At 52.8% G+C, this 16,034-nt stretch carries 12 protein-coding genes and 1 riboswitch; of the genes, 10 read left to right on the plus strand and 2 right to left on the minus strand.

Annotation, left to right across the window (positions count from 1 at the left end; translation table 11 throughout):
* The first annotated feature begins 187 nt into the window (after positions 1-187).
* From fumC to AC0YNS_RS12290, 4 genes are all read left to right on the plus strand, one after another.
* Complete coding sequence (gene fumC, locus AC0YNS_RS12275) at positions 188-1,567, plus strand: class II fumarate hydratase (RefSeq protein WP_475781273.1); 1,380 nt, start codon at positions 188-190, stop codon at positions 1,565-1,567.
* 107 nt (positions 1,568-1,674) lie between these two features.
* Positions 1,675-1,766, plus strand: a riboswitch (cyclic di-GMP riboswitch).
* Positions 1,767-1,840: 74 nt separating this feature from the next.
* On the plus strand, positions 1,841-3,376 hold the full coding sequence (locus tag AC0YNS_RS12280) for a methyl-accepting chemotaxis protein (RefSeq protein WP_475781274.1): 1,536 nt from the start codon (positions 1,841-1,843) through the stop codon (positions 3,374-3,376).
* A gap of 106 nt (positions 3,377-3,482) precedes the next feature.
* Positions 3,483-4,448, plus strand: coding sequence for an aldolase catalytic domain-containing protein (locus AC0YNS_RS12285; protein ID WP_475781275.1), 966 nt, complete (start codon positions 3,483-3,485; stop codon positions 4,446-4,448).
* Positions 4,449-4,655: 207 nt separating this feature from the next.
* Positions 4,656-5,270: a hypothetical protein gene (locus AC0YNS_RS12290; RefSeq protein ID WP_475781276.1), complete on the plus strand. Its 615-nt coding sequence runs from the start codon at positions 4,656-4,658 to the stop codon at positions 5,268-5,270.
* A 68-nt stretch (positions 5,271-5,338) separates the two neighbouring features.
* On the opposite strand, the gene AC0YNS_RS12295 is transcribed toward AC0YNS_RS12290, so the two are convergent.
* Positions 5,339-8,263, minus strand: a complete 2,925-nt coding sequence (locus AC0YNS_RS12295; protein ID WP_475781277.1) for an MMPL family transporter — start codon at positions 8,261-8,263, stop codon at positions 5,339-5,341.
* A gap of 274 nt (positions 8,264-8,537) precedes the next feature.
* Between AC0YNS_RS12295 and AC0YNS_RS12300 the strand changes: the two genes are divergently transcribed.
* Positions 8,538-9,119, plus strand: coding sequence for a TetR/AcrR family transcriptional regulator (locus tag AC0YNS_RS12300; RefSeq protein ID WP_475781278.1), 582 nt, complete (start codon positions 8,538-8,540; stop codon positions 9,117-9,119).
* A 95-nt stretch (positions 9,120-9,214) separates the two neighbouring features.
* Here the strand turns inward: AC0YNS_RS12300 and AC0YNS_RS12305 are convergent, their stop codons facing one another.
* On the minus strand, positions 9,215-9,517 hold the full coding sequence (locus tag AC0YNS_RS12305; protein ID WP_475781279.1) for a hypothetical protein: 303 nt from the start codon (positions 9,515-9,517) through the stop codon (positions 9,215-9,217).
* 160 nt (positions 9,518-9,677) lie between these two features.
* Between AC0YNS_RS12305 and AC0YNS_RS12310 the strand changes: the two genes are divergently transcribed.
* From AC0YNS_RS12310 to AC0YNS_RS12330, 5 genes are all read left to right on the plus strand, one after another.
* Positions 9,678-11,063 carry a VWA domain-containing protein gene (locus AC0YNS_RS12310; protein WP_475781280.1) on the plus strand — a complete coding sequence of 462 codons (1,386 nt, stop codon included), beginning with the start codon at positions 9,678-9,680 and terminating at the stop codon, positions 11,061-11,063.
* Between the two features lie 146 nt (positions 11,064-11,209).
* Positions 11,210-11,917: a 5-oxoprolinase subunit PxpB gene (pxpB, locus tag AC0YNS_RS12315; RefSeq protein ID WP_475781281.1), complete on the plus strand. Its 708-nt coding sequence runs from the start codon at positions 11,210-11,212 to the stop codon at positions 11,915-11,917.
* Entirely contained in the window at positions 11,914-12,963 is a 1,050-nt protein-coding gene (locus AC0YNS_RS12320; protein WP_475781282.1) for a 5-oxoprolinase subunit C family protein, read from the plus strand. Before pxpB ends, AC0YNS_RS12320 begins: the two co-directional genes overlap by 4 nt.
* Positions 12,964-12,965: 2 nt before the next feature.
* The gene (locus AC0YNS_RS12325) at positions 12,966-13,787 is read left to right on the plus strand and encodes a LamB/YcsF family protein (RefSeq protein WP_475781283.1); all 822 of its coding nucleotides are present in this window, start codon (positions 12,966-12,968) and stop codon (positions 13,785-13,787) included.
* 108 nt (positions 13,788-13,895) lie between these two features.
* Positions 13,896-16,025 (plus strand): putative bifunctional diguanylate cyclase/phosphodiesterase, encoded by a 2,130-nt coding sequence (locus tag AC0YNS_RS12330; protein WP_475781284.1) that lies wholly within the window; start codon positions 13,896-13,898, stop codon positions 16,023-16,025.
* Positions 16,026-16,034 lie beyond the last annotated feature (9 nt).

The raw sequence follows: 16,034 nt of genomic DNA on the forward strand, positions 1-16,034 counted from the left end.
CGCCCCTGGATCAGCCAATGACACGGAATCGCAGTTGCGAGGTTTCAGACAGAAGCCGTATTGCAAGCCCGCAAATAGGCAATCATGGGAAAGAGGCGATGCATGCTCGTAGATGCATCGCCTCTTTCATAGGGTATATAGAGAGTAAGCCGAAACAGAAATAATCCGTAATGAGGAGGTAGTCGCGATGAGCGATTTTCGCATGGAGAAGGATTCTATGGGTGAGATACAGGTTGAGGCGCACCGGCTGTGGGGAGCGCAAACGGAGCGCAGTCTGCACAATTTTCGAATCGGTACGGAGAAGATGCCGCGCGAGTTAATTACCGCTTTCGCTTATCTGAAGAAAGCAGCAGCAACCGTGAACGGAAGCTTGGGGAAGTTGGATGCCCTTAAATCAGAAGCGATTGCGGCTGCAGCGGATGAGGTGATTGCAGGAAAGTGGCAGGATGAGTTTCCGCTTGCTGTATGGCAGACCGGGAGCGGCACGCAGTCCAACATGAACGTCAATGAAGTGATAGCAAGACGTTCGGCACAGCTGCTCCGGGAGAAGGGGCAAGAAGCAACCGTTCATCCCAACGATGATGTCAACCGCTCGCAGAGCTCCAACGATACATTCCCCACCGCGATGCATATCGCCGCGCTGATTGCGGTAGAGGACCTCGTCCTGCCGGCGATTGCGCAGCTGAAATCCACACTCGAGCAGAAGAGTGCTAGCTTCATGGAGGTCATCAAAATCGGCCGCACCCATCTGCAGGATGCCACACCGCTTACGCTCGGCCAGGAAATCAGCGGCTGGGTTCGGATGCTGGAGAAAGGGGAGCGTAATATCAGAGCAAGCCGCGAGGAGCTGCGTGAGCTTGCCATCGGAGGCACAGCCGTGGGAACGGGCCTGAATGCCCCGCAGGGCTTTAGCGAGAAGGTGTCGGCGGAGATCAGCCGCCTCACAGGCAAGAACTTCATCAGCGCGCCGAACAAATTTCACGCGCTGACGAGCCACGACGAGATCGTCTTCGTACACGGCGCAATTAAAGCGCTCGCCGCGGACTTAATGAAGATCGCGAACGACGTGCGCTGGCTCGCAAGCGGACCTCGCTGCGGGATTGGCGAGATTCGTATCCCGGAGAACGAGCCGGGCAGCTCCATTATGCCGGGGAAGGTCAACCCAACGCAGTGTGAGGCGCTGACGATGGTCGTCTGTCAGATCATGGGCAATGACGCGGCAATCGGCTTCGCGGCCAGTCAGGGAAACTTCGAGCTGAATGTGTTTAAGCCTGTCATCATTCACAATTTCCTGCAGTCGACCCGTATTCTCAGCGACGCGATTCGCTCCTTCGATGAGCATTGTGCGGTCGGCATTGAGCCGAATCGGGAAGCCATCGCTCGGCATCTAAACGAGTCGTTGATGCTCGTCACGGCGCTGAATCCTCATATCGGCTATGAGAATGCGGCGGCCATTGCCAAGTCCGCTCACAAGGAGGGCCTGACGCTTCGCGAGGCTGCCATTCGCAGTGGGCTTATTACGGCAGCCAAGTTCGACGAAGTGGTGAGAGCAGAAGAGATGATCTGACAAATTCGACAAAACAATACAAATTACGCTATGTACAAACAGGGCTTTCCCCTCATATAATTAACCCTGTTAACAGTACCATGACCATAGTATCCGACTACTTCTTCATATGATAATGGCAAACCAACGGAAACGTTGGGACGCAAAGCCTAGGCCTAAAGCATCGCAATGCAGATGCCATGGTGGACAGGTTACCGAGTGAAAAGGAGTCCATCCTTAACGCGGGTGGACTCTTTTTATATGTATACATATATGGGGAGGTAGGCAAGTTGTATGCTTAGAGAGAAAAACCGTGTCATGTTATTCATTTCTACAATTATTGTGCTATTATCGCTTCTGGTACACGCATTCGATTGGCTCGGTTTCTCCATGCATCATGATCATCAAACGGACATGAATGGTTCTACGTTCCACACTTTCCTTAAGCAAACGTTCTTGGCATTACCGATTATTTTCTTACTGCTTGCCGGGATTTGCATGCGGTTGCAGAAGGAGCAGCAGTCCGTTCCGCTTCTATTGACACTGTCGCTTACCTTCAGCAGCATATCGATCATCTCAGGCGGCAACGGCATGGTGGAATATCATTTCTCCATCTTTATGGTACTCGCTATTATTTTGTACTACGACCTCATCGCAATGCTTCTCATCAGCACCGTTATCTTCGCACTTCAGCATGTACTCGGCTTCTTAATCTTCCCAGACCTTGTCTACGGAACCCGTGATTACTCACTTGCCATGGTCTCCATTCACATCGTATTTGTCGTCTTGTTTATCGGCGCGGTTACCTATCAAATTGTGACGCGCAGAGCATTCATCCTCGCGTTGGAATCGGCCCAACAGCAGAAGATTCAAGCAGCGGTCAAACAAATTATTGAAAATGTGACGGAAACGTCGGACCAAGTGCTCATGAATTCCAAAGAGCTCAGCTGCAATGCGGCTACGCTTAATCTCTTGGCAGGGGATATTGTACAAACGATGCATAAGGTTGATGCCACGGCGCATTTGCAGGAGCATGGCGCACAGACAGGCAAGAGGGTCATCGGAGAGATGCTCCGAGACATCCATACCATTGCCGAAACGTCTGCTACGGTGTCAACTTTCTCCAGTGAGGTAGCGACGGAGGCCGATAACGGAAATGAGGCCATACAGAAGGCTGTCAGGCAGATGACATCGATGAGCAATGCCGTCCAAGAGTCCGCAACCAAAGTAAAGCTGCTCGGTCAGCGTTCGCAAGAAATAGATGACATTACAAGCTTAATTGCAGACATCGCTTCACAAACCAGTCTGCTGGCACTGAATGCGGCGATTGAAGCGGCGCGGGCCGGCGAGCATGGACGTGGGTTTACCGTCGTATCTAATGAAGTGCGCAAGCTGTCTGAACAAACAACTGCCTCTGCCCAGAGAATCGCTGAGCTTGTTCAAGACATTCAGGCTAATAACCGCGCTTCTATCCATTCCATGGATCAAGTCATTGAAGAGGTTGCATCAGGCAACCAAGCCGTATGTGATGCGGGAGCCGCATTTGAACGGATCATGCGATCCATCAAAACCGTCGCAGAGCAAATTCATTATATTTCCGGTGCCTCTCAGCAAATGACAGCAAGCACGAAGCAGTTCAGCGTCAACATTGAGGAAATCTCCCGAATGTCCGTTGAATTAACAGGCAGCGTCAAGACGGTTACGGGCAGCTCGAATGAGCAGCATCAGCTTATTTCCAGATCGTCGGAGCTTGCGACAATGCTGGAGAAATTAAGCGATAAATTGGATCAAACGATGGTCAGCACGAGGAAATCGTTCCGCGCCATTTAATCCGAAGAGTCCTGCAATTCTGACAAAAATGACTTTGCGTTCATAGCCAATATCAAGTATTATGAGTAGAAAAGACAAGATCTGGCTAAAAAGGAGACACAATGCTATGAATGCTTCGAAAAAAAGTCATTGTAAAATCGTCGACTGCACGATCCGCGACGGCGGGCTCGTCAATAACTGGGATTTCAGCGTTGAGTTCGTTCAGCATCTATACAACTCGCTGAATGAAGCTGGCGTCGAGTATATGGAAATCGGGTACAAAAACTCTCCGAAGCTGCTCAAAGGCGCTGAAGATGCGGGTCCATGGCGCTTCCTGGACGACGACTTCCTTCGTAAAGTCATCCCGCAGAAGCTGAATACGAAGCTCTCTGCACTTGTCGATATCGGACGGGTAGATGAGAACGATATTCTTCCACGCGAAGAGAGCATGCTCGATTTGATTCGCGTTGCCTGCTACATTCAAGACGTGCCGAAGGCGCTGGAGCTGGTTAACGTATTCAACTCGCGCGGCTACGAAACAACCTTGAACATTATGGCACTCTCCAACGTAATGGAGAACCAGCTGCTTGAAGCATTCGAATTGATCGAAGCAAGTGTAGTCGACGTCGTGTACGTCGTTGACTCCTATGGCAGCTTGGCGCCGAATGACTTCAATTATTTGGTCAGCAAATTCCAGAAGTACCTGCCAAGCAAACGTCTTGGTGTTCATACGCACAACAATATGCAGCTTGCTTTCGCCAATACGCTTATTTCGGTTGAGAAAGGCGTCGAGTTCCTGGATGCTTCCGTATACGGTATGGGCCGCGCGGCCGGCAACTGCCCAACGGAACTGCTTGTCGCACATCTGAAGAACACGAAGTACAATGTGCGTCCGGTTCTGGATATGATCGAGAAGTACATGATTCCGCTTCGTGAAAAAGAAGAGTGGGGCTATATTATTCCTTATATGATTACAGGCATGTTCGATGAGCATCCTCGTTCCGCAATGGCGCTTCGGAATTCCGATGACAAAGATAAGTCGGTTGATTTCTACGATAAGCTGACTACGCCTGAAGTATTGCACAGCAAATAAGTTCTTCAATAATGAACGAGCTCCCAGACCTTAGCGGTTCGGGAGCTTGTTTGCTAAGGAGGATCGTCGCCGTCTCCGAACTTCATCCGCGCGGATTGTAAGGATAAATAGGCATATTCTCATTGAATTTTCGAAGGGCATCTATTACAATAGAGTCCACTCATGCAAGTGATTGGCGTTACGAACTGTTGAAGGAGTGGATGCGGCTTGAAGAAATCATTAGCGCTAATCATCGAACAATTGGAATCGCGTCAGACCATGCAAGCCCTGTCTCCGAAAGGGGTATGGGATGCTGCACTCGATCAAGAAATAGCCGCTTTGCCTCTAATTACTGTCGGAACTCCGAAATCCGCTCAACCCGCGCTCATTGCGCTCAAGGCCGGCTTGCATCTGCTTAACGAGAGCTTGGACGCGTCGCATGAACAATCCCAAGAGATTGAAGACGACCCGACAGGCTGCTATTGGCATGGTATCATGCACCGGATGGAGGGTGATTACTCCAATGCGAACTACTGGTTCAGCAATGCAGGCGCCCATCCGGCGATGGAGAGCTTGCAGACACGAGTAGCGGATTGGCTGCAGAACAGCGTCGTATTAGGCGATTTGCAGGAAGGCACCATTCGCGATTCGCTGCAGGTAATGAAACGCCAAGTGCGCTGGCAAGCTTCGGCACTCACAGGCATGATTGCGCTTCAAGAGAGCGGGACGATCTCGGAAGAAGCCAGGAGCGCGATTGAATATGTGCAGCATATGGAGCTTATGGAGCTGTTTGCTTATACGCATCAAGCAGCCAAACGTGCTGTAGCCGAATCTTCGATATAAATAAAGCAAAAGCTGTATCCGCCACCTTCGAAAGGAGCGGATACAGCTTTTTTTATCGGAAGCCTGATTTATTCAGAGGTTTGCTCTTTGTATCTTGGGCTATTCCCTTCTTCTTGGGCCTTCGCTGCTTCTGATTGAGAGGTTGTTCTTTGGCGGAAAGGCCACCAGTTGGCTTCACCGAAGAGATTAGCCAAAGCAGGAATGACAAGGCCCATAAAGACAGTCGCATACAGAATCAGACCAATGACGATGCCTGCACCGATCTGCAGGAGCGTATTCACGCCGGACATCATAAGTGCAGCGAACGTGCCGCCCATGATGACCGCTGCGGATATGATAACGCCGCCTGTCGTCGACATCGCTTTCGTCATCGCATACGTAATGCCCCGCGGTCGATATTCTTCCTTGAACCTAGCCATGAGGAAGATGCTGTAATCGACGCCAAGCGCTACGATAATGAGGAAGACGAAGAATGAAGCGCTCCATGACAAGCCTTCCTTGCCGAGCAATTGAACGAATATGAATTCAACAATGCCCATGGTGACCAGGAAGTTAAAGCCAAGGGAGAGCAGTACATAGAGCGGCGCCAGAATGGAGCGCAGCAGAATCATCAGTACGATGAAAATCCCGATCAAGACAAACGCACCTGTTCGCGTAAAGTCATTCTTCGAAATATCCTTGAGCTCCGAAATTTGTGCCGATGTGCCGGATACATACACATGAGCTCCTTCAATGGCACTTCCTTCGAAGCTATGGTTCAGCGCTTCTCTAATCTGATCAACCGTTGTCAGCGCTTCGGGAGAATACGGATTTACCGAGAGGACGATCTCCATCTTGGCGGTTTCCCCGTCGGTGGAAATATAGTAATCGAGCGCTTGCTTCATCTCAGGACTATCCAATGCTTCTTGAGGAAGATTCCAGCCAGGGATCTGACTGTCCCCAATCGTACGCTGTGCATCCTTCACCGAAGTGAGACCCTTCGAGATGTCGCCAAGACCTGCAGCTCCATCCTTCAAGCCGCCGGTAAGCTCTTGAAGTCCGCTTCCGAGCTTCGCTGTACCGTCGGCGGCTTGGGTTTGACCGTCAGCCAGTTGGCCAAGTCCGTCGGCAACTTTATTGACGCCGGGGTTTAGTTGAGTGAAGCTTGCTGACAGCTTAGCTGCCCCGGAATATAGTTCATTTAATCCGCCGGAGAGTCCTTGCTGCTTGCCTAACAATTGCTGCATGGCAGGCTCGTTCTTCAGCTCCGGATATTTCTTCAGCAACGCCTGCAAATCTTGGCTCATGGAGCCGGATACTTCGGCGCTCTGCTTGAGTCCGCCGGATAACTGGCCGGCGCCTTGGGACGCCTGCTGCATGCCGCCGTAGATTTGCTTCAGCCCGCTCTGCGCTTCAGAGGTGCGGGAAGCCATCGTTCGCAAGCCATCTGTCAGGTTCTGAATATCGGCCTGCCCGCTCGCAATTGAGCTGCCGGCGGTAGTTAAGCCGTCTGCTACTTGATCGACGCCATTCTTCATCTGATCAAGCGCATCAGAGGTTCGCGTCAGCTGATTCGAAACCGTTAGGTCCGCCAGCTGTTCGCCGAGCGGTCTTACGGCGCTTCGCACTTCTTTGACGCCGCTTAGCTTCGCTACATTGGCGCTTGCCGTTTCGAGTGCGGCCAGTGCGGCAGGATTGCGCATCGACTCATCCGATCGCAGCGCTACGGAGAGCGGGAAGACTTCACCGGCACCGAAGGCATGCTCCACTTGTCGGAAGCCTTGCACGGAGCCAAGCTGCGGATTGATTTCGGCCAAGTCGTCAAAGGACCGCTTGCCATGGTACAGGAATGTAATTGGCGTAAGCAGCAGAACCGTAACAACCAGAATGGCTACAGGTCTGCGTGCGGCAAGAGCTGCCATCGCTCCCCACAGCTTAGACTCGCCGTGGCCTTGACCGCTTGCAGCCTTGCTCGGCCAGAAGGTAGCTTTACCGAAGAGCATCAACAAGGCAGGCGTTAAGGTAAGTCCTGCAATGAGCGTAACCGCAACGCCGATGGATACGCCAACGGCTGATTGATAAAGGCCGAACTGGGCGAAGCCGATGAGGAAGAACGCAACGAATACGGTACTGGCGGAGAAGGCAACGGTCTTGCCGACGGTCCGCATCGTCCTTACGAGTGCTTCCACTTTGTCACCGTCATGGCTGAGCTCTTCGCGGAAACGCTGGATAAGCAGGATACAATAATCGGTTCCCGCACCGAACAAGACGGCAATCAGGAAGGATTCAGTAAAAGACGAAACCGGCATTCCGTAATCCGTGGCCAGTGCAACGAGCCCGCGTGTGATGACTAAGGAAATGCCGATCGTAATAAGCGGAATGAACGGCGCGACAGGGGAACGGAAAACGAGGAGAAGAATAACGAGTACGAGCGCTACGGTGAGCAGCTCCGTTTTCTTCAAGCCTTCCTCAGAGCTCTGTTGAAAATCTTTGCCGATAGGAGCACTCCCCGTGAGCTCCACTTTGCTTCCGCTCGGCGCATCTTTCACTTTAGCTGCGAGTATATCAACCGCTTCTTGGGTGAGCGTATCATTATCCGCACGAGAGAATCCGACGATAAGCAGCTCGGTTGTGCCATCCTTGCTGCGGAATTTCTCCGCCAGCTCCGGCGTTTCATAAGCCGACTGCACCGACTTGAAGCCATCCTTGCCGCTAAGCAGCGCAAGCTCGGCAGCTTTGGCCTTGAGCCAATCGCGGTCCTGTGCGGTCATGCCGCCTTCGCGGGAGTAAACAAGGATTGCGCTGGATTTGGTGGTGGTCTCCGGATTAATCCGTTCCATGAGCTGTTTGGCTACGACGGATTCGGAAGCGGCCGGAATAAATTTCTGCTCGGTTTGACGGACAATGGCCGCAAGATCAGGCAGGGCAAACATGGAGGCCACGGTAATCGCCAGCCAGCCGATTAGGACTGCCCATTTGGCGCGGGCAATACTTCGAATAATACGTTCAGACATTTCAATACCTCCTCGAAACTAAACTAACAGGTTCTCTATGAATAGTTATAGCGCAAGACAAAACCATTCGTCAATAATTTTGAACTAATGGTCATAATTATTTCACACATCAGAATTCGGTATCTTTATTGAATTCGGTTTCATTCGCGATAGATTGAATTGTATGCATAAAGCTAAATTTTATACCGATGGTCAACTCGTGTTTACGGAGCTTAAGTGCTATGCTACAATTAGCATTGACTGAACGCGAACAACTTAGATGGAGGATATAGCGATGAACCGCGAGCTCAAGAAAGAACAGACCCGCATTCGAATCAAAGAAGCTGCGCTCTCTTTATTTGCTGAGCTGGGTTACGAGCAGACATCCGTTGAAAGTATTGCCAAGCAAGCCGGCGTTGCGAAAGGCACTTTTTTCAATTATTTCGCTTCCAAGGATGAACTGATCTGCGATTTGCAAGCGATCTTCGCGTTAAACGAGGTGGCGAAGCTCAAAGACAAGCCCGGACCGCTGGTGCCCCGTCTACAGCTGTTGTTATTCCAAATCGTGAAACAATTTGTACTTAGCAAACCACTCACGCGCGCATTATTTCAAGCCATGCTCGGCAGTGCCAAGGCGCTTGATACCCATAACTCGATGCTCACTACGCTTAAAGAAGCCTTGCTGCCGCTTATTGCCGAAGGGCAGGAGAACGGCGAGTTTCGCAGAGACATGCCCGCTGAGATGATGGCTCAGCAAGCCTTTCAAGCTTACTTCGGCACGCTCTTCGTCTGGTCGATGGAAGAGAATGAGGATTCACTCGATAACCGAATGGCCATTACTTTTGAGCTCTTCTTCAAAGGTATTGCCGTGCAGTAACGCCCTTATAACACAAAAAGCAGCTCCGGTTCATTCCTTCCATCGTGGAATGAGAACCGGAGCTGCTTTGTTGTGTGCGAAAGTACTAGTCGTTTCTAGAAACCGTGCAGCTCGCCGTCACCTCGGATAGCCGCAGCCTGATGCTGGACGTTCGGATGGAAATATCCGCCCGCTTGGAACGGTTTGCCGCCGGCTGTTATGCCGGATAAGGATATCCCAATGTCCTCGGATTCATGGAACATGTGAAGGAGCGAGGTTTGAGTCATGCCGTCGATCTCGATGTACCACAGCTTATAGCCGGAGTCCGTGACGACAACCAAATGTGCAGACTTATAAATTAATTTCGTAGTGACATCGTTATAGGTAATGCTCAGCTCTGCTAGTGAGTAAGTTTCCATAAGGCAGCAGCGCTCCTTTCTTCCCCAAAAATATACTTCCCCCGATTGTACTGTCGTGCCAGCGAGAATGCAACAATTCGGAGAGCGATTCCGTCGATGGTAATAAGCCGGCTTTTACATATAATGGTTCGGCTACCAACAGAATCGAGGGGGAATTCGGATGCAACAACGTAAAGGAATAAACAGAGAACATGCACCGGGTAAAGAGAATGTAAGGGGACAAGGAAAGATGAAGACGTCGCTTCTACTGCTCGCGGCATTAACGTTCCTGCTGGCCGGGTGCTCCTCGGCTGACAATCAGAACGACAGCGCGGCGAACACGGATTCTTCAAGCAACAGTTCGAACACGGAAGCAAGGGACAACAGCAGCACAAGCAACCGGGGTGAAGCCACTACCAACTCAAGCAGCAATGACAAAGCCGATTCATCCGTTTCCGAAGAACCTGCTCATGATACGGATGATTCCCCGATCGATAAGGATGAGACAACTCCGCCGGGCAGCCAGTACGACGACTCACAAGCGGGTCAACTGACAGCCGGGGAGTCGGACGATCTTACCTCCTGGAAGGAGTGGATCCGGCTGCTGAATAGCGGCGAGGGCAGAGAGCTGCAATCCTATTGGTCTGTTTTTCCGCAAAATAGATTGGAAGTTGTTGTGACCGGAGGCGGTAAGCCGGTATCCGATGCAGAAGTCAGCCTCGTTGATGACGATGGCGATACGGTGTGGGAGTCACGTACTAATATTGATGGAGAAGCGTCTGCCTACGCGGGATTATTCGATGAGCAGCAGAATCAGGAGAGATATGGGGTTATCATTCGTTCGGGGAATCAAGAGAAGCAGTATGAGAATGTGCAGATCCCAAGAGGTTCCGCGCTGCGCGTTGATCTGAACGAACAGGTGAAGCCGTCGCTTGGTGTTGATCTGATGCTCGTTGTGGATACAACAGGTTCCATGCAGGATGAGCTGGATTTTCTGAAGTCGGAGCTGAAAGACGTCGTCGCCCGCGTCGGCAAGGATAACGGCCAACAGCTTGATATTCAAGTCAGCACCAATTTCTACCGAGATCGCAGCGATAAATATCTGGTCAAAGATTATCCGTTCACGAAGGATATCGATACGGCCGTCAAGCAGATTTCGCAGCAAGATGCTGCAGGCGGAGGCGATTTCCCGGAAGCGGTAGATGAAGCGCTGGAGAATGCTGTCGATGATCATAAATGGAGCGGTGATGCAAGGGCAAGACTGTTGTTTCTCGTGCTTGACGCTCCGCCTCATCATGAACGTAAGGTGACGAAACGCATTCATGAGCTGATGGAATCCGCGGCAGCAGAAGGCATTCGGATCATTCCGATTGCTTCAAGCGGTGTTGATGTACAGACCGAATACTTGATGCGTTTCATGGCCACTGCCACAGGCGGGACTTATTTATTTCTAACGGATCACAGCGGTATCGGGAATGATCACATGGAACCGGCTGTCGGGGAATATGAAGTGAAACGTCTCAATGATTTGCTCGTGGAGGTCATTAGTCGGTACACGTCTGAATAGAACACTTTTTGTCGGAAAATGTTTTAGGAAAGCTTTGTAAAGATGCTGGACAAAAAGGCACGCAATGGTACAAACTAAAGGAGATTACCCTTTAACGGCATTACCTTCCAATTCGTAATTGCAATGTTGAAAATATGAGAAAATTGGTGAATTTTGTGGGTGACGCTGCGGAGCGAACGTTCAGTATCAGGCCACTTGGAGACCGGGCTCTTGTCGTAATTTTGGATGACGAGGGGCAAGAAGGTGAGCGCTGGCTGCTTGCTGCCGGAATGGCGGAATTACTGCGTGAGGCAGGACGGACCTGGTTCGTCGATGTGGTTCCTGCCTACGATACGGTAACCGTCGTCTATGAGGGGTTCAACTATGAACAAACGGCAGCCGATGTGGAACTGATTCTGCTAGGCAGGCAGCATCATAACACTGCTGAACCCAGGCTGGTCGAAATTCCGGTATGCTACGGCGGTCGTTATGGTCCCGATCTGGCGGCGTGCGCCTCGCGTTCAGGCATGACGGAAGCGAGCTTCGTTTCCTGCCATGCCTCTGCGGAGTACCGCGTTGCCATGATCGGTTTCATGCCGGGCTTTCCTTATTTAACCGGCTTACCGGATGAGCTCCGTCAACCGCGTCTTGCCATGCCGCGAAGCAGCGTGCCCGCAGGGGCTGTCGGCATTGCCGGCGGGCAGACAGGCATCTATCCGCTATCGACGCCGGGAGGATGGCAGTTGATCGGCCTCACGCCGCTTCGGTTGTTTGATCCGAAGCGAGCGGAGCCCTTTCTGCTGCGCATGGGCGATGTGCTGCGTTTTGTTCCGATTTCCGAGAAGGACCTGAAGGAGCAAGGTGAAGCGCCATGAGTCTGCGAATAATCAAACCGGGCTTACATACAACGGTACAAGATTTGGGACGACCGGGCTGGCGGCGCTTCGGTATTCCCGAAGGCGGCGCGATGGACAGCATCGCGCTGCGGACGGCGAATTTGCTCGTCGGCAATGCGCCTGGAGCTGCGGGGCTTGAGCTAACGCTTAACGGCCCGCAGCTACTGGCGGAAGAAGCGATGCTGATCGCCGTGTGCGGCGCCGACTTGGCACCGTCGATCGACGGTGAGGCGCTCCCGCTGAGGCGGCCGGTTTGGCTTGACGCCGGAACGGTCGTCAGCTTCGGTTCCGCGGCTAGCGGGTGCCGCGCTTACGTTGCGGCAGCCGGCGGCATTGCCGCCGAGGCGGTGCTCGGCAGCCGCAGCACGGACACGCGTGCCGGCATCGGCGGCATCGCCGGGCGCAAGCTGCAGGGCGGCGACGTGCTGCCGCTCGGCAGCGCCGCGCCTTGGGCTGCCGCGTGGCACGCCGCGCTAGCCGCGCGCGCCGCGGCCGTGCCGCAGGGCCGCCGCCGCAGCTGGGCGGCCCCGGGCTGGTTCGCGCCGCCGCAGGCGCTGCAGCGCGGCAGCGCAAACCCCGCCGGCATCCGGCTGCGCGTGATGCCGGGCGCCGAGTACGGGCAATTCCGCGAAGCGGCCCGTACGGCGTTCATGCGGGAGCGCTATCGCGTAGCTCCCGCATCAGACCGTATGGGGGTCCGCCTAGATGGCCCCCCGCTGCAGATGGAGGACAGCGAAGAACTGCTGTCCCACGGCGTCATCGCCGGCACGATACAGGTGCCGCGCGGCGGCGCGCCGATCATTCTCGGCGCAGACTGCCAGACGACCGGCGGCTATCCGAAGCTAGCGCATGTCATCACGGCCGACTTGCCGCTGCTCGCGCAGTGCAAGCCCGGCGATTACGTCACCTTCGAAGAAGTGACGCTGGCTGAAGCCCAGCACATCGCTAGAGAGCAAGAACGCGGCATGCAGCAGCTCGCCGCCATTCTCGCGATTTGTAAGAAAGCAATGAAATTGAATTTGTGATCATGAAAGGACCGCCAAAAGCCGATATGACTAATATCCACGATTTATCGCAGTCACAACAGGTGATCGATCTGAACTGTGATTTTGGCGAAAGCTATGGCATCTATACGTTTGGCCAAGATTGTGAACTACTCGCACATGTCACTTCAGTGAATATTGCCTGCGGCTTTCATGCCGGAGATCCTCATGCGATGCGTGAAGCCGTATATCGAGCAGCAGACGCCGGTGTGTCAATTGGTGCGCATCCGGGCTTGCCGGACCGACTCGGCTTCGGGCGACGTGAGATGGCGGTCAGCGCACAGGAAATCTATGACATGACGCTCTACCAGATCGGCGCATTAGATGCATTCGTTCGTGCTGCCGGCGCTAGCTTGCGTCACGTGAAGCCGCATGGCGCGCTCTATCATATGGCAGGTCGCAGCGAAGAGCTTGCAGAAGCCTTCGTGCGCGCAGTGAGCGTGTACGACCCATCCCTGATCATTTACGGACAATGGGGAAGCATGCTCCTCGCAGCAGCGCATAAGCAAAACATGCAATCGGCATCTGAGATCTTCGCAGACCGTTCTTATCAAGAGGACGGAACACTTACTCCCCGAAATCAGCAAGGGGCGACGCTCGCCTCCGCTGATGAAGCGCTGCTCCAAACGCTAAGTATCATTACAAGGGGGACAGCAAGGACAATCGAAGGCAAAGAGATCGCTATTCAAGGAGACACGGTTTGTCTCCATGGCGACGGACAGCGCGCAGCAGAATTTGCCGCTGCACTGCGTAAAGGCTTGGAAGCGGCGGGAATCGCGCTTCAGCCGCCGACACCGCGTAGGTAGCTTGCAGCTTTCGAGAAGATACGGCTCTGCTCGTAACATTCAAACATCATCACATGGGCATGCAGGGCAGCATCGGCTTTCTTTGTTGAAGGAGGACATCAAGACAATATGTCTATCAATAGGGCGGAAAAAATTACGATGTGGACGGCCTTTGCCGCCATCATCAGCTTTATACTTATGCGGGTGTTTCATAGCGAACTCTATCGGCCGATTACGGGCCGGGCGTACTTGTTTGTGCATTCCGGCATCGAATTTAATACATATGCAGTGAGCTTCACCATGCTGGTGTTAGGCTGGTTGTTTTTCGTCAAATCGTTGTCGAAGCATCGGCTCTATACGGCGGCATTATTCGGCGCTGTCGGCGTGTTCGACATGCTTCACGGACTTACAGCGGAAGGAATGCCGTTCTTCCATCCCGTTGGGGAAACCAACTTATCCGCCCTGTTCTCCATGTCTGCCCAGTTCATCGGTTCTGTCGGGTTGTTTCTCATCTTCCGCAAGAATGATGCACCGGTTTCGGCAAGGAAACGGCTTCCGGCTGTGTTACTGTCACTTGGTTTTGCGACTGTGGTCGCGCTGGTCTACTTTGCATTGGTTGATCGTGCCCACATTACAGTGCTCACGGGCGAAACGCTTGAATTGGTGCGAGTACTTGTTTATTTCGTTATTATTTTCTCCTACTTGAGTACGATCGGCATGGTGCTTTACTTAAATCGCAATGAGCGGCCTCAAGCGCTGCTAACCATTATCCAATCGCTTGTTTTCTTCTTGTTTGCCAATCTGCAGTTCATCTTAAGCTCCGGTGGCGTTGACACCGATATGCTCCTCGGGCATGTGTATAAGCTGGCCGGCTTCTACTTCCTGATGAAAGGGATCTATTACGTCACGCTGGATGAGCCGTTCAAACAATATAAACGGACGGAATCACGCATCCATTTCTTGGCTTACCACGATGAGCTAACCGGATTGTCCAATCGGCGCCAGCTGCAAGAGCAGCTAAGCGCGGAGCTGGTGCGCGCGCAGCAGAGCAACCATAAACTCGCTGTTTTTCTACTGGATATTGATAGGTTCAAGACCTTTAATGATGCGCTTGGTCATTCCTTTGGCGATCAAATGCTGCAGGCTGTTTCCCAGCGGCTGAGGCTGGCAGTGGGCCCGTCGAATCATGTGTTCCGCATGGGAGGGGACGAGTTTGTCGTCTTAATGGCGGACATTAAGGATGCGGAGACCGAACAGGTAGAAACAAAAGCCAAAGCGCTCATGGGGCTCTTCGATGCACCGTTTGTGCTGGGCGAAGCGGAATATCATATTACGATCAGTCTCGGGATTTCCTTCTATCCGCAGGACGGAGAGAGCGTTGAGGTGCTGCTCAAGAACGCAGATACGGCCATGTACAGCGCCAAAGCACATCGCAATGAATTCTCCAGCTACGATCCGGAGATGAACTGTAAATCGCATGATCGTTTGAGGCTGGAGAGCGATCTGCGCCGTGCGATCGAGCAGGAGCAGTTCACGCTGGCTTATCAGCCGCTCGTTAATTTAAGCACGGGCAAAGTAATTGGAGTCGAGGCGTTAGTGCGCTGGAATCATCCACAGCGGGGATTACTGCCGCCGGGTGATTTTATCCCGATCACGGAAGAGAATGGACTTATTCTGCAGCTCGGCGAATGGGTGCTCAAGGCCGCCTGCAAACAGAACGTCGCTTGGCAGGAAGCCGGCTTGCCGCCGATGATGATGTCCGTGAACTTGTCGATGCGGCAGTTTAGACAGCATCAGCTGGCGGAACGCATTAAGGGCATATTGGATGCAACGGGCATGCCGCCGAAATATCTGGAGCTGGAGATTACGGAGAGTATGACCAGCGACGTGGAGTTCGCCAGCGATACGCTGACCAGCTTGAAGGAGATAGGCGTACAGATCAGTATCGATGATTTCGGTACGGGCTACAGCTCGCTGATCTCGCTTAAACGGTTCCCGATTGATAAGCTGAAGATCGACCGCTCATTCGTCAGCGACTTGGCGAAAGGCGGCAGCGATGCGGCGATAGTCGCAACCATTACAACGATGGCTAGAAACTTGAAGCTTAAAGTAACGGCCGAAGGCGTAGAGAACGACGAACAGATTAAGTTTCTGCGTGAACGTAACTGCGAGGAAGCGCAAGGCTTCTACTTCACCAAGCCGATTCCGGCGAACTTGTTCGAGAACTGGTACAGGCATCGCAATAGTCAATTGGCTTAGGCTCTTAAG

It is taken from the genome of Paenibacillus sp. J22FR21 (assembly GCF_056269135.1).